The organism is Candidatus Omnitrophota bacterium (assembly GCA_034717435.1).
Lineage (GTDB): Bacteria > Omnitrophota > JAUWXU01 > JAUWXU01 > JAUWXU01 > JAYELI01.
Map to the genome: position 1 here is coordinate 1 of JAYELI010000017.1, position 17,549 is coordinate 17,549.

At 43.0% G+C, this 17,549-nt stretch carries 18 protein-coding genes and 1 tRNA gene; all 19 read left to right on the plus strand.

All coding sequences use genetic code 11. From position 1 onward, the window contains the following. Positions 1–85, plus strand: an 85-nt coding sequence (locus U9Q08_00840; GenBank protein MEA3328279.1) for an elongation factor Tu, incomplete at its 5' end; no start/stop codon positions are given. A gap of 39 nt (positions 86–124) precedes the next feature. Next, positions 125–277 (plus strand): 50S ribosomal protein L33, encoded by a 153-nt coding sequence (rpmG, locus tag U9Q08_00845; protein MEA3328280.1) that lies wholly within the window; start codon positions 125–127, stop codon positions 275–277. Further along, a tRNA-Trp gene (locus tag U9Q08_00850) sits at positions 278–353 on the plus strand. Positions 354–474: 121 nt separating this feature from the next. Next, positions 475–660, plus strand: a complete 186-nt coding sequence (gene secE / locus U9Q08_00855) for a preprotein translocase subunit SecE (GenBank protein MEA3328281.1) — start codon at positions 475–477, stop codon at positions 658–660. Positions 661–663: 3 nt separating this feature from the next. Continuing rightward, positions 664–1,194, plus strand: a complete 531-nt coding sequence (gene nusG / locus U9Q08_00860; protein ID MEA3328282.1) for a transcription termination/antitermination protein NusG — start codon at positions 664–666, stop codon at positions 1,192–1,194. A gap of 1 nt (position 1,195) precedes the next feature. Continuing rightward, positions 1,196–1,618: a 50S ribosomal protein L11 gene (gene rplK, locus U9Q08_00865; GenBank protein ID MEA3328283.1), complete on the plus strand. Its 423-nt coding sequence runs from the start codon at positions 1,196–1,198 to the stop codon at positions 1,616–1,618. Beyond that, the gene (rplA, locus tag U9Q08_00870; GenBank protein ID MEA3328284.1) at positions 1,605–2,294 is read left to right on the plus strand and encodes a 50S ribosomal protein L1; all 690 of its coding nucleotides are present in this window, start codon (positions 1,605–1,607) and stop codon (positions 2,292–2,294) included. The genes rplK and rplA overlap by 14 nt, the downstream gene beginning before the upstream one ends. A 77-nt stretch (positions 2,295–2,371) precedes the next feature. Continuing rightward, positions 2,372–2,899: a 50S ribosomal protein L10 gene (gene rplJ, locus U9Q08_00875; GenBank protein MEA3328285.1), complete on the plus strand. Its 528-nt coding sequence runs from the start codon at positions 2,372–2,374 to the stop codon at positions 2,897–2,899. A gap of 100 nt (positions 2,900–2,999) precedes the next feature. After that, positions 3,000–3,389 (plus strand): 50S ribosomal protein L7/L12, encoded by a 390-nt coding sequence (gene rplL / locus U9Q08_00880; GenBank protein MEA3328286.1) that lies wholly within the window; start codon positions 3,000–3,002, stop codon positions 3,387–3,389. Between the two features lie 20 nt (positions 3,390–3,409). Further along, entirely contained in the window at positions 3,410–7,147 is a 3,738-nt protein-coding gene (rpoB, locus tag U9Q08_00885) for a DNA-directed RNA polymerase subunit beta (protein MEA3328287.1), read from the plus strand. Then, the gene (gene rpoC, locus U9Q08_00890) at positions 7,134–11,117 is read left to right on the plus strand and encodes a DNA-directed RNA polymerase subunit beta' (GenBank protein ID MEA3328288.1); all 3,984 of its coding nucleotides are present in this window, start codon (positions 7,134–7,136) and stop codon (positions 11,115–11,117) included. The genes rpoB and rpoC overlap by 14 nt, the downstream gene beginning before the upstream one ends. A gap of 103 nt (positions 11,118–11,220) precedes the next feature. Next, complete coding sequence (gene rpsL / locus U9Q08_00895; GenBank protein ID MEA3328289.1) at positions 11,221–11,592, plus strand: 30S ribosomal protein S12; 372 nt, start codon at positions 11,221–11,223, stop codon at positions 11,590–11,592. A gap of 111 nt (positions 11,593–11,703) precedes the next feature. Further along, entirely contained in the window at positions 11,704–12,174 is a 471-nt protein-coding gene (gene rpsG, locus U9Q08_00900; protein MEA3328290.1) for a 30S ribosomal protein S7, read from the plus strand. 17 nt (positions 12,175–12,191) lie between these two features. Then, entirely contained in the window at positions 12,192–14,273 is a 2,082-nt protein-coding gene (gene fusA / locus U9Q08_00905) for an elongation factor G (protein MEA3328291.1), read from the plus strand. A gap of 16 nt (positions 14,274–14,289) precedes the next feature. Further along, entirely contained in the window at positions 14,290–15,492 is a 1,203-nt protein-coding gene (gene tuf / locus U9Q08_00910; GenBank protein MEA3328292.1) for an elongation factor Tu, read from the plus strand. Positions 15,493–15,531: 39 nt separating this feature from the next. Next, the gene (gene rpsJ / locus U9Q08_00915) at positions 15,532–15,855 is read left to right on the plus strand and encodes a 30S ribosomal protein S10 (protein ID MEA3328293.1); all 324 of its coding nucleotides are present in this window, start codon (positions 15,532–15,534) and stop codon (positions 15,853–15,855) included. 67 nt (positions 15,856–15,922) lie between these two features. Next, positions 15,923–16,525, plus strand: a complete 603-nt coding sequence (gene rplC / locus U9Q08_00920; GenBank protein ID MEA3328294.1) for a 50S ribosomal protein L3 — start codon at positions 15,923–15,925, stop codon at positions 16,523–16,525. Further along, positions 16,522–17,190: a 50S ribosomal protein L4 gene (gene rplD / locus U9Q08_00925; GenBank protein MEA3328295.1), complete on the plus strand. Its 669-nt coding sequence runs from the start codon at positions 16,522–16,524 to the stop codon at positions 17,188–17,190. The genes rplC and rplD overlap by 4 nt, the downstream gene beginning before the upstream one ends. Beyond that, positions 17,187–17,465 (plus strand): 50S ribosomal protein L23, encoded by a 279-nt coding sequence (rplW, locus tag U9Q08_00930; GenBank protein ID MEA3328296.1) that lies wholly within the window; start codon positions 17,187–17,189, stop codon positions 17,463–17,465. The genes rplD and rplW overlap by 4 nt, the downstream gene beginning before the upstream one ends. Positions 17,466–17,549 lie beyond the last annotated feature (84 nt).

Below are 17,549 nucleotides of genomic sequence, written 5' to 3' on the forward strand. Positions count from 1 at the left end.
CGCCATGGAAAAAGAACAGCGGTTTGCTATCCGGGAAGGCGGACATACAGTGGGTGCCGGGGTGGTTTCGGAAGTAATTGCGTAGTCGGAAGCTCATGGCTTAAGTTGGGGAAAGAAGCAGAAAATGCCGCAGGAAATAGTTACACTGGTTTGTGGTGAATGTAAAAGAAAAAATTACACTACCACTAAGAATAAGAGAAAAAACCCCGATAAACTGCAATTAAACAAATACTGTCGGTTTTGCAAAAAGCATATCGTACACAAAGAAACGAAATGAAGGCCTGTAGCTCCTAATTGGCTAGAGCACCGGTCTCCAAAACCGGGTGATGGGGGTTCGAATCCCTCCAGGCCTGCTAATGAAGTCATAACTTAGCAAGTCCTGAAGGGACGAGCTAAGCTGTAAGACCGAATTAGTACCGACGATTTGCCTTAACGGCAAATTGTTGGTACCTATAGAAATAAAAAGAAATATAAATGGCTAATAAAATAGTAGGTTTTTTAAAAGAAGCTCGGACAGAATTAAAAAAAGTATCGTGGCCTACCAAAGATGAGTTAATCGGTTCAACCGTGATAGTAATAGTTGTTACTTTATTGTTGGTTACTTTTATAGGCATCTGTGATTATTTTTTGTCTAGAGGTATCGGATTGTTGATCAGGTGAGAAATGGCCAAGAAATGGTATGTAGTTCATGCCCAGACCGGACGCGAACATCAAGTAAAAGTTAGTCTTAAGAAACGTGCGGAGTTAAACGGATTAGCAAGCAGTATTTCTCAGGTCTTAATCCCCACAGAACAAGTATCCGAGGTTAAAAGCGGAAAAAAATCTATAAGCCAAAGGAAGTTTTTTCCAGGATATCTTGTAGTAGAAATGGACTTGAACGATAAAACTTGGTATCTGGTAAGGAATACTCCCGGGGTTACCGGCTTTGTCGGTTCAGGTACCAAACCCTTGGCATTGCGCGATAGCGAAGTAAAGAATATTTTAAAACAAATTGAAGAAAAGACAGCTAAGCCGAAACCCAAAGTTCTTTTTGAGCAAGGAGAAATAGTTAGGGTGAAAGAAGGTCCTTTTACCAATTTTAACGGCAGTATCGAAGAAATAAATCCGGCTAAGGGTAAATTAAAAGTAACAGTCTCAATATTCGGAAGGCCCACGCCGGTTGAATTGGAATATTGGCAGGTGGAGAAGGTATAAAATGGCTAAGAAAGTTAAGGCAGTTATAAAATTGCATGTTGCAGGTGCTCAGGCAAATCCAGCTCCCCCAGTTGGTCCGGCTTTAGGGCAACACGGACTTAATATTATGGAGTTTTGCAAGGCTTTTAACGTAATTACCAAAGGCAAAGAAGGATTGGTTATTCCGGTTGTTATTACTGCCTATGAAGATAGATCATTTACTTTTATTGTCAAAAGCCCGCCGGCTGCCGTGCTTTTAAAAAAGGCTTGTGGTATAGCCAAGGCTTCGGGTGAGCCGAATAAAGAAAAAATTGGTAAAGTAACCAAACAGCAGGTTGAAGAAATAGCCAAGATTAAAATCAAGGATTTAAATGCTAAAGACCTAAGTGGCGCAATGAGGATTATTGAGGGTACGGCGAGGAGTATGGGGATTGAAACCGAGTAAAAGATATAAAGAAACTCAAAAATTAGTTAATAAAAACAAACTCTATGGGCTCCAGGAAGCGGTCGAGACATTAAAGAAATTTTCCGGAGCTAAATTTGATGAAACGGTAGAGGTTTCTTTTAAATTAGGAGTTGATCCCAAAAAGTCTGATCAATTAGTGCGGGGTACGGTGATCTTACCCCACGGGACCGGCAAAAAAGTTAAAGTAACAGTTTTTTGTAAAGGCGAAAATGAAAGAATAGCTAAGGAAGAAGGGGCGGATTTTGTAGGCTCAGAAGAGTTGATTAAGAAAGTAAATTCCGGCTGGCTGGATTTTGATGTAGCCATTGCCAGCCCTGATATGATGAAGGAAATAAGCAGGTTGGGGCGTATTCTCGGGCCGCGCGGCTTAATGCCCAGTGTCAAAGCCGGCACCGTAACTCCGGATATCAAAAAAGCAGTCAGCGAGACAAAAAAAGGAAAGGTACAATTTAAGGTTGACAAGCAAGCCGATATTCATCTCGGAGTAGGCAGGATTTCTTTTCAACCAAAAGCACTTTCTGAAAATATACGTAGCTTGATCAAAGCAGTAATCGAACATAAACCTTCACATTCCAAAGGTCAGTATATAAAAAGCATGAGTTTAAGTACCACAATGGGTTCAGGAATCAGGCTGGATGTTAGTTCTCTAAAATAGTATTGTTAAATTGTCAAATTGCTAAACTGTTAAAATGAGAGGTTGCAATTTAACAATTTAAACAAAGAAGAGGCAAAATGGCATCGTTTGATAAAGAATTACTAGTTAAGGAATTGACGAGCAGATTTCAACAGGCCGAAGTTTTAATCTTCACCAAAATTAATAGGCTTAGCGCTATGGAAATGAACCAGTTGAGGCGCAAGCTCAATACGCAGGCCGGGCAGTACTTGGTTGTTAAAAACCGTCTTGCTGAATTGGCCCTGAAGAACTCAAATCTATCAAAAGGACTTGATTTAATAGAAGATTCTGTAGGAATAGCTATCAGCAAGGAATCACCGGAGAGTATTTTCAAATCTCTGGTTGATTTTAACAAAGACCACCCGGCGCTGGATATTTGCGGTGCACTGACAGGTGAAAAATTACTTTCAAGTGATTGCGTAAAAGCCATTGCTGCTTTGCCGAGCCGGGAGGTTTTATTAGCCAGCGTTGTCAGGGGATTGAACGCACCGGTCAATGGCTTGGTTAATGCATTAAGCCAGGTAATAAGGAAATTTGTTATCGTACTGGATAAAATCAGAAAGAAACAGGAAAAACAGGGAGGTTAGAATGTCTGAGTTGAAAGAAGAAAAGAAAGAGAAGAAGAAACCTGAACCAAAAGCTGAGGCAGAACCTGTTGTGAAAACTGAGGCAAAACCTGCTCCGGAGATATCCGACAAGCTCAAAGAGATAATGAAGTCTATTGGACAAATGAGCGTGATAGAGCTGTCTGAATTAGTGAAAGCAATGGAGGATAAATTCGGAGTTTCAGCTGCTGCTCCGATGATGGCCATGGTTCCTGGTTCTATGGCTGGTCCGGCTGGTGCTGGAGCGGCTGCTGAGGAAAAAACTACCTTTAGCGTTGTTTTGGCAAAAATAGGGGACAAGAAAATTCAGGTTATTAAAGAAATCAGAAGTATGACCAGCCTGGGCTTGAAAGAGGCTAAGGACTTGGTTGAGGCTGCGCCCAAGCCGATCAAGGAAGGCGTCTCTAAAGAAGAGGCCGAAGAGATGAAGAAAAAAATCGAAGCCCAGGGCGCGACAGTAGAACTTAAGTAAAAGGATAAAAAAAGGAAAAAATGTTAAAGCGAAAAAATTATGCGCGCATCCCGGAAGTTATTAATCTACCCAGCCTGATAGAAATTCAGACGTCTTCTTACGAAGATTTTTTGCAGATAGGCTGTCCGAAAACGAAACGGGAGAATAAAGGTCTGCAGGCGGTTTTTAACCAGGCTTTTCCGATCAAGAGTTATGACGGCGAGGTAACGCTTAAATTTATCAGTTATTCTCTGGGAAGGCCGAAGTACACTGCTGAAGAATGTCAGAAACGGGGTATAACTTATGCCGCGCCTTTGAAATTGAAATTAAGGCTCTCCCGGAAAGAGGCGGATCCTAAGGAAGAGGATGTTTATATTGGTGATCTTCCGCTGATGACCAGGACAGGGACATTTATTATAAATGGTGCCGAAAGGATAGTGGTTAGCCAGCTTCATCGTTCTCCGGGTGTCAGCTTTGAAGAAGCTATTCATCCCAGCGGAAAACGGGTCTATACTGCCCGGCTTATTCCTTATCGCGGAGCCTGGTTGGAATTAGAATTGGACATAAATGATGTATTATTTGTTTATATTGATAGGCGCCGAAAGTTTTTAGCCAGCACATTTCTTAAAGCATTAGGATGTTCTGATGACGGAGGAATTATAACGCTGTTTTATGAATCTGAATCCTTTAAGATAGATAAGAACCAATCAGTTCATAAGCTGATCAATAGAATATTAGCGCATGATATTATTGATAAGGAAAATAATAAACTTCTGGCCAAGGCTGGCCAGAAGATCAGCGAGGATTTATTGAAGGACTTGCGGACGCTCCGGATCAAAACGGTCAAGGTTTTAAAAGAACCAGTTAAAGATTTTGCCATAATTAATACCTTGCTAAAAGATGTTCATCGTTCTAAAGAAGAAGCATTACTGGCTATTTATAGAAGGATGCGGCCGGGAGACCCAGCGATAAAAGAAAACGCAGAGGCTTTGATTAACAGACTTTTTCTGGATTCGCACTACTATAATCTTGGCCGGGTCGGCAGATATATTCTTAATCGAAAATTAAAATTGAATGTGTTGCTGGATAAAAGAATTCTGGAATTGAAAGATATTATAGAAGCTATTAAATATTTGGTAAGATTAAAAAACGGCGAGGGCAAAATTGATGATATTGACCATTTAGGTAACCGCCGTGTCAGGACTATCGGCGAATTGCTTCAAAATCAGTTCAGAGTAGGAATGGCCCGGATGGAACGGTCAATTTTAGAAAGAATGTCAATTTATGATTTAAATTCCGCTATGCCCCATAACTTGATTAATGCCAAGTTGATTTCTGCCACTGTTAAGGATTTTTTTGGCCGAAGTCAGCTTTCCCAGTTTATGGACCAGATCAACCCATTAGCTGAATTGACCCATAAGCGCAGGCTTTCTGCTCTTGGCCCGGGAGGATTAAGCAGGGAAAGGGCGGGATTTGAAGTTAGAGACGTTCATTATTCACATTATGGACGTGTTTGTCCGGTAGAAACCCCCGAAGGCCCGAACATAGGCTTAATATCTTCACTGAGCACTTATGCCAGAGTAAACGAGTTTGGCTTTTTGGAAAGTCCCTACCGAAAGGTTATTAACGAACGGGTAACCGATAAAATCGAATATCTTTCTGCTGATATTGAAGACAAATATGCTATTGCCCAAGCTAATGCAAAATTAGATAAAAAAAATAATTTTATTGAAGATATTGTATTCTGTAGATATCAGGACGACTTTATCAGGGTACTAAAAGGTAAAGTAGACTATATGGATGTTTCACCTAAACAGCTGGTTGGGGTATCGGCCAGCCTTATTCCGTTTCTTGAGCATGATGACGCCAACAGGGTGTTGATGGGATCAAATATGCAGCGCCAAGCAGTGCCGCTTCTTACTCCCGAAGCTCCGTTGATCGGCACAGGGATGGAAGGCGTAGTAGCCAGAGATTCAGGAGTAGTGGTTATAGCTGAGCATTCAGGAGTGGTTAAAGAGGTGACCGCAGACCGGATTCGAATTGATGAAAAAGAATATCGGCTGACAAAGTTTGCCCGGTCTAACGCAAGCACCTGTATAAATCAGAAGCCGATTGTTTCTGTCGGCGATAAGATCAAGAAAGGGCAAGTAATAGCCGATGGCTCGGCCACCTGTCAGGGAGAGCTTTCTCTGGGCAGGAATGTGCTGGTGGCATTTATGCCTTGGCGTGGCTATAACTTTGAAGATGCAATTCTGGTCAGCGAAAAGCTGCTTAAAGACGATGCGTATACCTCGATTCATATTGAGGAATTTGAAATAGAAGCCCGGGATACTAAATTGGGGAATGAAGAGATAACCTGCGATATTCCCAATGTTGGAGAAGATGCCTTAAGCCACCTGGATGACGAGGGTATTGCTCGGATCGGCGTTGAAATCGGGCCAGGAGATATATTAGCAGGAAAAGTTACTCCCAAATCAGAAACAGAACTTTCGCCAGAGGAAAAGTTATTGCGGGCTATCTTTGGCGAAAAAGCAGGTGATGTAAGAGATGCCTCGCTCACTGCGCCGGCAGGCTTGGAAGGGATAGTGGTAGATGTCAAAGTTTTTTCCAGGAAGTCTGCTGGTCCCAGAACCAAGGAACAAAGAAAATCCGAACTTAACCAAATGGATAAGATTCGGCGAAGCTATAAAAAAAGAATATTAGAAATTACCCGGGAGAAGGTTCAAAGGATTTCCAGCTTTTTAATGGGGAAGGTTTTAGGTGAACCGTTGCTGGATAGCCAATCCGGAGCAATTCTTGTTGCCAAAGGGAAAAAGATCAGCAAGATTAATATCAACAAGATTAAGAAATGTGATTTCCAAAACATTAAGTTAGAAACAAACACTGCGGTAGAAGAAGAAATATCCAAGGTTGCCCGAATTTGCGATGATTCCATCGAGCAGTTGATAGACGAGCAGGAAAAAGAGATCGAATATTTAAAAAAAGGAGATGAACTTCCGCCGGGAGTGATCAAAAAAGTCGTAGTTTATATTGCTACGAAAAGAAAGCTGTCGGTAGGCGATAAAATGGCCGGTCGCCACGGCAATAAAGGGGTTATCGCCAAGATACTACCCGAAGAAGATATGCCGTTCTTGCCCGATGGCACGCCGGTAGAGATAGTTTTAAATCCACTAGGGGTTCCTTCCAGAATGAATGTCGGGCAGATCCTGGAAACTCATTTGGGCTGGGCTGCTAAAGTATTAGGTTTTTATGTAAAAACGCCTGTTTTTGACGGCGCTGGCGAGTTGCAAATAAAAGAAGAACTCAGAAAGGCCTTTCTTCCCGAAGACGGCAAGATCAGACTTTATGATGGCCGGACAGGAGAGCCTTTTAAACAGAAGGTAACGGTTGGATATATCTATGTTATGAAATTAGCCCATCTGGTTGCTGATAAGATCCATGCCCGGTCTATCGGACCTTATTCTTTGGTCACCCAGCAGCCGCTGGGAGGAAAGGCCCAGTTCGGCGGCCAGCGCTTTGGTGAGATGGAAGTTTGGGCATTAGAAGCTTACGGAGCAGCCTATTGTCTTCAAGAATTGCTTACGGTTAAATCAGACGATGTAAGCGGACGGACCAGGATTTATGAAGCAATTGTTAAAGGAGAAAATGCGCTTCAGCCGGGAACCCCGGAATCTTTTAACGTGTTAATTAAAGAGCTGCAGAGCCTGGCGTTAGATGTAGCAGTTGAGCGGACAAAGGAAAAAGATGGAGGGGTTCTAAAAGCCGATGGGACACGATAATATTAATGTTTTTGATTCAGTAACTATTAGGATTGCTTCTGCGGAAATAATTAGGAGCTGGTCAAGGGGAGAAGTTAAAAAACCAGAGACTATAAATTACCGGACCCTGCGGCCTGAAAAAGGCGGGTTGTTTTGCGAGAAAATATTTGGGCCAAGCAGGGATTGGGAATGTGCCTGTGGTAAATATAAGCGCATCAAAAATAAGGGTATTATCTGCGACAGGTGCGGGGTAGAGATTACTCAAGCCAAAGTAAGAAGGGAAAGAATGGGACATATTGAATTAGCTGTGCCGGTGTCCCATATTTGGTTCTTTAAAATTTCGCCTTCACGCATCGGCGCGCTGTTGAATATGAGCGTAAGGGCATTAGAAAGGGTTTTGTATTACGAAGACTATATAGTTATTGATCCGGGCCAGACGCCGCTAAAGAAAAAACAACTTTTATCCGAACCAGAATATCAAAGGTATCTGTCCCAGTACGGTTCGAAGTTTACAGCCAGGATGGGCGGGAAGGCAATAAAAGAATTATTGAGCGAGATCAATCTTAACAAAATGGCTGTTGGCCTTCGCAGGCAGTTAGGAGCTTCAACATCAAGACAGACAATGCTCAGGTTGGTCAAATCGTTAAAGGTAGTAGAGTCGTTCAGAAAATCAGGGAATAAGCCGGAATGGATGGTTCTGGATGTAATCCCGGTCATTCCTCCTGATTTAAGGCCGTTGGTGGCTTTGGATGGCGGCAGGTTCGCTACCTCAGATTTGAACGATCTTTATCGGAGAGTAATAAACAGGAATAACCGGTTGAGAAGACTTCTTGAGCTCAAGGCTCCGGATATTATTATTCGTAATGAGAAAAGGATGCTCCAGGAAGCGGTTGATGCACTATTTGATAATGGCCGGCACGGCCGGTCTATTTTGGGTCCGGGCAACCGTCCGTTAAAGTCTTTGAGCGATATGCTTAAAGGTAAACAAGGTCGTTTTCGTCAAAATCTTCTTGGTAAAAGGGTTGACTATTCCGGAAGAAGCGTAATCGTAATTGGCCCGGAACTTAAACTTAATCAGTGCGGGCTCCCTAAAAAAATGGCCCTGGAATTATTCGAGCCGTTTATTATTAAAAGACTAAAAGAAAAAGGATTGGTTCACACTATCAAGAGCGCCAAAAAAATGGTGGAAAAGATTAAATCAGAAGTTTGGGATATATTAGAGGAAGTGGTAAGTGAACACCCGGTTTTACTTAACCGCGCTCCTACTCTTCACCGTTTAGGTATCCAGGCATTTGAACCGATTTTGGTGGAAGGCAAGGCTATCCGCGTTCATCCGCTGGTTTGCGCGGCGTTTAACGCTGATTTTGACGGCGACCAGATGGCAGTTCACGTTCCATTATCAATAGAAGCCCAGATGGAGGCCAGGATTTTAATGCTCGCTTCCAACAATATATTTTCCCCGGCTAACGGAGAGCCGATTGCCAGTCCCACCCAGGACATAGTCCTAGGTTGTTATTATTTAACTAGAGAAAAACCAGGGGATACGGGAGAAGGAAAAATATTTTCTGACCCCCGGGAAGTCACTACCGCTTATTTAGATAAAGAAGTGGGCCTGCAGGCCAAAATTAAGGTAAGGATCAACAAAAAAATTATCGAGACCACTGTCGGCCGGGTTCAGTTTAATGAAATCTTTCCTGAAGGATTTCCGTTTTTCAACGATGTAATCAATAAAAGTAAGCTTAGCCGTATTATCGTAGATTGCTATAAACAGTTTGGCCAGTACCAGGTAATTTTGATTTTAGACAAATTAAAAGAGGTTGGTTTCGAAGAATCAACCTCAGCAGGAATTTCTATCTCTATTGACAGCCTTCAGATACCTCCGCAAAAAAGAGAATATTTAAACGAGGCAAAGCAGGAGGTAGGCACTATTGAAGAGCAGTACCGTAAAGGCCTGATTACTAACCGGGAAAGATATAACAGGGTTGTTGATATCTGGACGCGCACCAGCGATAAGGTTTCTGAACGGATATTCGAAACCCTGAACACGTTTAATCCTATTTTTATGATGGCTAATTCCGGAGCCCGCGGCTCAAAACTTCAGATCAGGCAGCTCTGTGGGATGCGGGGTTTGATGGCTAAACCTTCCGGTGAGATTATCGAGAATCCGATCACCGCTAATTTCCGCGAAGGCCTGACAGTGCTGGAATATTTTATTTCTACTCACGGTGCCCGTAAGGGATTGGCTGATACAGCGCTAAAGACAGCTGACTCCGGGTATTTGACCAGAAGGCTGGTTGATGTAGCCCAGGATGTTATTATCAGAGAGATAAATTGTGGAACCTTGAACGGAATTACAGTCGAGGCGATAATTGAAGGCGATGAAGTGGTGGTGAGCCTAAAAGAGCGGATTATCGGCCGGATCGCATTGGATAACGTAGTGGACATTATCACCGACGAAGTTATTGTCCGCGCCGGAGAAGACATTACCGAAGAGATGGCTGTGAAAATCGAGGCTGCTTCGATTGAAAAGATCCGTATTCGAAGTGTTTTGACCTGTGAGGCAGCAAGCGGAGTTTGTGCTAAATGTTACGGTCGAAACCTTGCTACAGGTAAGTTGGTCGAAATAGGCGAGGCAGTAGGCATTGTAGCTGCCCAGTCTATCGGGGAACCGGGAACTCAGCTTACAATGAGGACTTTTCATATCGGGGGTACTGCCAGCAGGGTTATTGAACAATCATTTGTTAAAGCCAGGAATAAAGGGACGTTGAAATATCATAACCTGAAGATAGTAGAATCCGGCTTAAAAGGAGAGATGATCATTTTAAATAGGAACGGCCAGGTCAGCGTCCATGATGATAAAAAAAGAGAACTGGAACGGCATACCATCCCGATTGGCTCCAAAATACTGGTTAAGGAAAATGAAATGGTTAAGAAAGGGAAAATTTTTGTTAAATGGGATCCTTATACCATTCCAATCCTTACTGAGGTTAAAGGCAAAGTCAGGTTTGAAGATGTAATTAAAGACGTGACTATTAAGGAGGAATTGGATTCAACCACCAATTTGACCAAGAGAGTAATTGTAGAGCATAAAGAAGATCTTCATCCCCAGATCGTTATTTACGGGTCCAAAAGAGAGATTTTGACGTTTTATCCCATGCCGGTAGGCGTGCATATTGTAGTCAAAGATAACCAGGGGGTTAAAGCTGGAGATCTATTAGCGAAAACTCCTCGTAAGTTTATCAAGACCAGAGATATTACCGGTGGGCTGCCCAGAGTAGCCGAGCTATTTGAGGCCAGGCGGCCCAAAAATCCAGCGGTTATCAGCGAAATTGACGGAACAGTCGAATTTGGCGAAGCGCCGAAGGGGCAAAGAAAGATTGTTGTTAAATCGCCGACCGGAATGAAAAAGGAATACACCGTACCCTATGATAGCCATCTTAATGTTTATAAGGGCGATAAGGTGATAGCCGGTGAGCAGTTGATCGAAGGCCCGATAGTGCCCCATGATATTTTAAGGGTTCGCGGAGATAAACATCTTCAGGAATATCTGGTTAGAGAGATTCAGGAGGTTTACCGTCTGCAGGGCGTGCGGATAAATGATAAACATATCGAGGTTATCGTCAAGCAAATGCTTAGAAAGGTAAGAATAGAGAATTCGGGTGATACAGAATTTTTGGTCGGAGCAAATGTGGATAAGTTCAGGTTTCACGAGGAAAATGAGAAAATGGCCAAAAAGAACAAACAGCCTGCCCGGGCAACTCCGCTGCTCTTGGGGATAACCAAAGCGTCCTTAGACACAGATAGTTTTATTTCTGCGGCCAGTTTTCAGGAAACCACCCGTATTTTAACGGATGCAGCTGCCAGAAGCAGAAAGGACAGCTTGCTTGGTCTTAAAGAAAATGTTATCATGGGCCATCTTATTCCGGCCGGAACGGGATTCAGGGAACATCGAGAGATCGAAATGGTAAAGAAGATAGCTGAAGAGAAATAAATAAATTGCTAAACTGTTAAACTGTTAAATGGATAAAGTATTTTTTAAATAACAATTTAGCCATTTAGCAATTTAACAATTTAAATGAGGAGTTAAACGATAGATGCCGACAGTAAGCCAGTTAATCAGAAAAAGAAGAAAGAGTAGTTTTAAAAAGAGTAAGTCCAAAGCCATGGAGGGTTCACCCCAGAAAAAAGGTGTTTGCTTATTGGTTAAGACACAGACGCCCAAAAAACCGAATTCCGCCCTTCGCAAAGTAGCCAGGGTCCGTTTAACTAATAATACAACAGTGACTGCTTATATTCCGGGTGTTGGCCACAATCTTCAAGAGCACTCAATAGTGACTATCAGGGGCGGCAGGGTTAAAGACCTGCCTGGTGTGAGATATCACATAGTCAGGGGGATGCTTGATACTGCCGGTGTTACTGACCGGAAGAAATCAAGATCCAAATACGGATCAAAGAGAGGGAAATAAATAAACTGCTAAACTGCTAAACTGTTAAACTGTTAAATGGATAAAGTATTTTTTAAATAACAATTTAGCCATTTAGCAATTTAACAATTTAAATGAGGAGTTAAACGATAAATGAGAAGGCAGCGGGCGCCAAGACGCGGGATAAAACCAGATACAAAATATAACGACAAGTTGGTAGGAACGCTGATTAGTATGTTGATGCTCAAGGGGAAAAGATCTCTGGCTGAAAGAATAGCCTACAGCGCCTTTGATATTGTCAGCAGTAAAACAGATAAGCAGGATCCCCTAGAGATTTTTAAAAAAGCGGTTGATAATGCCAAACCTTTGCTGGAAGTAAAGTCAAGAAGAGTCGGAGGTGCGACCTATCAGGTTCCGATCGAAGTAAGTTCAGCCAGAGGGATTGTGCTGGCTTTGAGGTGGATGAGGAATTTTGCCCGCGCTAAAAAGGGCAAACCGATGGAAGAGAAATTAGCCGCTGAAATAATCGCTGCTTATAAAAAAGAGGGATCAGTCATAAAGAAGAGAGAAGATACTCATAGAATGGCCGAGGCAAACAAAGCATTTGCGCATTATCGTTGGTAAATGCTGAACGATAAACAATGACAAGAGAATATCCCATAGAACAGACACGGAATATTGGAATAATGGCCCACATTGACGCTGGTAAGACCAGTATCACCGAGAGGATACTTTATTACACCGGCAGATTGTATAAGATGGGAAAAGTTGATGAAGGAACGGCTACTATGGATTGGATGAGCCAGGAAAAAGAGAGGGGGATAACCATTACTTCGGCAGCCACTACTTGTTTCTGGCGTAATCACAAGGTAAACATCATTGATACCCCGGGTCATGTGGATTTTACTGCTGAAGTGGAACGGTCATTAAGGGTGTTAGACGGGGCGATCGGTATATTCTGTGGGGTAGGAGGGGTTCAACCGCAGACCGAGACTGTTTGGTATCAGGCGGATAGGTATAATATTCCCCGGATTGCTTTTGTCAACAAAATGGATAGGTCAGGAACGGACTTTTTTTCCTGCCTAGAGGAAATGGAGACGAAATTAAAAGCAAACGTAGTCCCGATTCAGCTGCCGTTAGGGAAAGAAGATGATTTTAGCGGGGTTATCGACTTGGTAAAAATGAAAGCTATAACCTATAGCGATAATCAGAAATCAGGCGCGGTTTTTATTGAGAAGGATATTTCTTCCGAATTAATTGAGGAAGCAAATAACTATAGAGCAAGGTTGATCGAAAAACTGGCAGAGGAAGACGAGATCATTATGGATAAGTTTGTCCATAGCGGCCAGCCGACCATAAAAGAAATAAAAAGAGCATTAAGAGAGGCGACTATAAAAGGGAAAATTGTCCCGGTATTGTGCGGAACCGCCCTTAAGAATAAAGGGGTTCAGCCATTACTTGACGCTATACTCGATTATCTTCCTTCGCCAATAGATATTCCTTCGATCAAGGGAGTAAACCCCGAAACCGACAGGGAAGAAGAGCGTCCGGCTTCTGAGCAAGCGCCATTCAGCGCCCTGGTGTTTAAGATGGTTACCGATCCTTATGTAGAAAAACTGGCTTTTTTCAGGGTTTATTCAGGCCGGATTTCTGCGGGTTCACAAATCTATAATTCTACAAAACAGAGGCGCGAGCGGATTGCCAGACTCTTGCAGATGCATGCTAATAAACGGGAGGATAGATCCGAGGTGTATGCCGGTGATATCGTCGCTGCGGTGGGATTAAAATCTGTCACTACCGGTGATACGTTGTGTAATAAGGAAAATATTGTTGTCCTGGAGTCGATACATTTTCCAGATCCAGTGATATCTGTGGCTATTGAACCGAAGACCAGCTTAGATAGAGAAAAGCTTTCTCTTACTCTGAAAAAATTATCCGAGGAAGATCCGACGTTTAAGGTCAAAATCGATCGAGAAACAGAGCAAACTATAATTTCCGGAATGGGGGAGCTGCATTTAGAAATTTTGAAAGAGAGAATGCTCAGAGATTTTAAAGTGAAAGCTAATGTTGGGAAACCCCAGGTAGCTTATAAAGAAACTATTACTAAATCGGTGGAATCAGAAGGTAAATTTGTCAAACAGACCGGCGGTAAAGGCCAGTATGGACATGTATTATTCAAAATCGAACCTGCTCCGGCGGGTCAGGGAATTATATTTGAAAATAAAATTATCGGAGGTAAAATTCCCCGGGAGTTTATCGCTTCTACGAAACAAGGGGTAATAGAAGCGGCTAAAAGCGGAGTCCTGGCGGGATATCCGGTTGTGGATTGCCGGATTGTTCTGTTTGATGGGTCGTATCATGAGGTAGACTCTTCTGAGTTTGCCTTTAAGATGGCGGCTTCTATCTCATTTAATAATGGGTTAAAGAGAGCGCAATCAATATTGCTGGAGCCGATAATGCAAGTAGAAGTCGTGGTTCCGGAAGAATATATGGGTGTTGTGGTTGGTGACTTTAATTCGCGTCGAGCCAAGATAGAAGAAATAGAAATAGAACAAGGCGCAACCCGAAAGATAATTAAGGGGTTTGCGCCTTTATCAGAGATGTTTGGTTATGCGACTGCCTTAAGGAACCTTAGCCAGGGCCGGGCTACTTATACCATGGAGCCCGCTCATTATGGAGAGGTTCCCGGGCAGATAGCGGAAAAGATAATCGGGAAAATCTAAAAAAAGGAGGTAACTTATGGCCAAAGAAAAATTTGAACGCACCAAACCTCATATCAACATCGGCACTATTGGGCACGTAGATCATGGAAAGACTACTTTAGCCAGTGCAATGACCAAGTTTTTAAGCAAAAAAGGCTTATCTGAAGAACGTTCCTTTGAGTCTATCGATAATGCTCCGGAAGAAAAGGAACGGGGTATTACCATTGCAGTTTCCCACATCGAATATCAGACCGACAAGCGGCATTACGCTCATATCGACTGCCCGGGGCACGCTGATTATATCAAGAACATGATTACCGGCGCTGCCCAGATGGACGGCGCTATTTTAGTAGTCTCAGCAGCTGACGGCCCGATGCCCCAGACAAGAGAACACATTCTTCTGTCTCGTCAGGTAGGCGTACCTTACATCATAGTATTTTTGAACAAAATAGACCAGGTAGATGATCCCGAACTCTTAGACCTGGTAGAACTCGAAGTAAGGGAACTTCTCACCAAATACGAATTTCCCGGCGACGACATTCCGGTAATAAAAGGAAGCGCGGTCAAATCAATGAACTGTGGCTGTGGAAAAGATGATTGCCCGGATTGTAAATTTGTTCCCGAACTGCTTAACGCCGTTGATAACTACGTCCCTACCCCTAAAAGAGATATTGACAAACCATTCCTTTTGCCCGTAGAAGACGTATTCTCAATCACCGGTAGAGGAACGGTTGCCACCGGCAGGGTTGAACGAGGCCAGATCAAGATAGGCGAAGAGGTAGAGATAGTCGGTCTTACCAAAGAGATCAAAAAGACAGTAGTTACTGGAGTCGAGATGTTCAGAAAGACCCTGGACTCCGGCCAGGCCGGAGATAATGTGGGCCTGTTGTTAAGAGGTGTAGAAAAAGAGCAGATTAGCCGAGGCCAGGTTTTGGCTAAACCAAAATCAATCACCCCTCATACCAAATTCAAAGCCAAGGTTTATATCCTGAGCAAGGAAGAGGGCGGCAGGCACACCCCGTTCTTTACCGGTTATCGTCCTCAGTTTTATTTCAGGACCACTGACGTTACCGGCGTAGCAACCCTGCCCAAGGGCGTAGAAATGGTAATGCCCGGAGATAACGCAGAATTGGAAGCAGAACTGATCATCCCGATCGCCATGGAAAAAGAACAGCGGTTTGCTATCCGGGAAGGCGGACATACAGTGGGTGCCGGGGTGGTTTCGGAAGTAATTGCGTAGTCGGAAGCTCATGGCTTAAGTTGGGGAAAGAAGCAGAAAATGACTAAAAGAAAAGTTTCGCAGGGAAAAATACGAATAAGATTAAAGGCCTATGATCATAGGGTATTGGACCAGTCTATCTTAGAGATTGTCAACACCGCTAAACGGACAGGGGCAAAGATCTCCGGGCCTATACCTTTGCCTACCGCCAGGGAAGATTATACGGTTTTACGCAGTCCGGTAATTGATAAAAAATCGCGGGAGCAATTCCAGATTAAAATCCACAAAAGACTACTTGATATACTAGAACCCACTTCCAAAACCGTGGATGCCCTAATGAAGCTTGACTTGCCGGTAGGTGTAAACGTAGAAATTAAGCTATAAGACGATATTTAACCGGATCCTGCGGTTTAACCGCAGGATGACACAGAGCAGCGGGAAAGCAAAGACAATGGTTAAAGGGATTTTGGGAAAAAAAATAGGGATGATGCAGATTTTTAAACAGAACGGTGATGCTATTCCGGTAACCGTAATAGAAGCCGGCCCCTGTTTAGTAATCCAGCTGAAAACTCTCGAAAATGACGGGTATCGGGCCATTCAGTTAGGCTTTAAGGAAAAAAGATTTATCCGGGAGTTTAAAATTTCCGGGGAAGATAAGTTTAAGGTCAACCAGGAGATAAAGGTCGATGTATTCAATGAAGGCGATTTTGTTGATATTACAAGCGTATCTATTGGCAAGGGATTTCAAGGAGGGATGAAAAAATGGGGCTGGAGCGGCCAGTGCGCTTCTCACGGCTCGATGACCCATCGCCGTCCCGGGTCAATAGGGGCCAGTGCCTTTCCATCCAGAGTGGTCAAAGGCCATCATCTTCCCGGGAGAATGGGGGGGCAGAGAAAGACTATCCAGAACTTAAAGGTCGTTAAGGTAGATCTAGAAAGTAATATTCTTATGATTAAAGGCTCGGTTTCAGGCCATAGAAACAGTTATTTGATGATCAGAAACGCTAAAAAAAAGCAACAAACCGTTAAGACAGATAAATCAGATAAGCAATGATATCGTCAGCTACTATTTATGATTTAAAAGGAAAGCAAACCGGCAAGGTTGATCTTGACGAAAGAGTTTTTAACGGCAGGGTTAACCAACCGCTGTTAAAGCAGGCAATGATGATTTATGCCCGGAATAAGCGCGGGGGTTACGCTTCTACAAAAACCCGTAAGGACGTAAGAGGCGGAGGAAGCAGGCCCTGGAGGCAGAAGGGCACTGGCCGGGCAAGGGCCAGCACCATCAGGTCGCCGTTATGGAAGGGAGGCGGAGTGATTTTTGGACCGCATCCCCGGGATTATTCCTGCAAGCTTTCTAAAAAGATGAAAAGCCTGGCTTTGATCTCAGCCTTAAATTCTAAACTTCAAAGTAAACAGATAATAGTTGTTAAAGAGATAACAATCAGTAAGCCAAAGACAAAAGAGGTTGCCTCTATCTTGTTGAAATTAAAAGCACTGGATAAGCCTTTGGTTATTGTTGATAATTTAGATTCAGTTTTAATCAGGTCAGCAAGAAACATCTTCGGCCTGGCTATAAAGAGCCCGGCTGATCTTAATACCTATGACTTGATCAGGCATCATAAGTTAGTTATCACTGAACAGGCCCTTAAAGCCGTGACTGACCGATTGCTGAAAAAACAACAGATGAATACAGATAAAAAAGGTAGAGAGTCATGAAAAATCCGTATTCTATAATTAAATATATGCTGCTGACTGAAAAGGGAACTAAGCAGGGCCCTCTTAACAAATACTTTTTTTCAGTTGATGTCAATGCTAATAAAATAGAGATAAAAAAGGCTGTTGGGGAAATATATAAAGTAAAAGTCAACGCTGTTAATACGATGAAGGTGCGGGGCAAAAAGAAAAGAGTACGTTTTCAGGAAGGAAGAACAGCGAATTGGAAAAAGGCTGTTGTGACTTTGGCTGAAGGACAAACCATCGATATAACATAAGAAGAGTCTCATTGAAATTAATTTCGCGGCGAAGTTCTGAAAAAATTTTAGAGCATATTTCAACTAGTTATAGTTAAAAGGAAT

Excerpts from the sequence above, each read along its gene's own strand:
- tuf (MEA3328292.1), top strand. The coding sequence starts at position 14,290 with ATGGCCAAAGAAAAATTTGAACGCACCAAACCTCATATCAACATCGGC.
- rplK (MEA3328283.1), top strand. The coding sequence starts at position 1,196 with ATGGCTAAGAAAGTTAAGGCAGTTATAAAATTGCATGTTGCAGGTGCT.
- rpoB (MEA3328287.1), top strand. The coding sequence starts at position 3,410 with ATGTTAAAGCGAAAAAATTATGCGCGCATCCCGGAAGTTATTAATCTA.
- rpsJ (MEA3328293.1), top strand. The coding sequence starts at position 15,532 with ATGACTAAAAGAAAAGTTTCGCAGGGAAAAATACGAATAAGATTAAAG.
- rpmG (MEA3328280.1), top strand. The coding sequence starts at position 125 with ATGCCGCAGGAAATAGTTACACTGGTTTGTGGTGAATGTAAAAGAAAA.
- rplC (MEA3328294.1), top strand. The coding sequence starts at position 15,923 with ATGGTTAAAGGGATTTTGGGAAAAAAAATAGGGATGATGCAGATTTTT.
- rpsL (MEA3328289.1), top strand. The coding sequence starts at position 11,221 with ATGCCGACAGTAAGCCAGTTAATCAGAAAAAGAAGAAAGAGTAGTTTT.
- rplD (MEA3328295.1), top strand. The coding sequence starts at position 16,522 with ATGATATCGTCAGCTACTATTTATGATTTAAAAGGAAAGCAAACCGGC.
- rplW (MEA3328296.1), top strand. The coding sequence starts at position 17,187 with ATGAAAAATCCGTATTCTATAATTAAATATATGCTGCTGACTGAAAAG.
- rplJ (MEA3328285.1), top strand. The coding sequence starts at position 2,372 with ATGGCATCGTTTGATAAAGAATTACTAGTTAAGGAATTGACGAGCAGA.
- rpoC (MEA3328288.1), top strand. The coding sequence starts at position 7,134 with ATGGGACACGATAATATTAATGTTTTTGATTCAGTAACTATTAGGATT.
- nusG (MEA3328282.1), top strand. The coding sequence starts at position 664 with ATGGCCAAGAAATGGTATGTAGTTCATGCCCAGACCGGACGCGAACAT.
- fusA (MEA3328291.1), top strand. The coding sequence starts at position 12,192 with ATGACAAGAGAATATCCCATAGAACAGACACGGAATATTGGAATAATG.
- secE (MEA3328281.1), top strand. The coding sequence starts at position 475 with ATGGCTAATAAAATAGTAGGTTTTTTAAAAGAAGCTCGGACAGAATTA.
- rpsG (MEA3328290.1), top strand. The coding sequence starts at position 11,704 with ATGAGAAGGCAGCGGGCGCCAAGACGCGGGATAAAACCAGATACAAAA.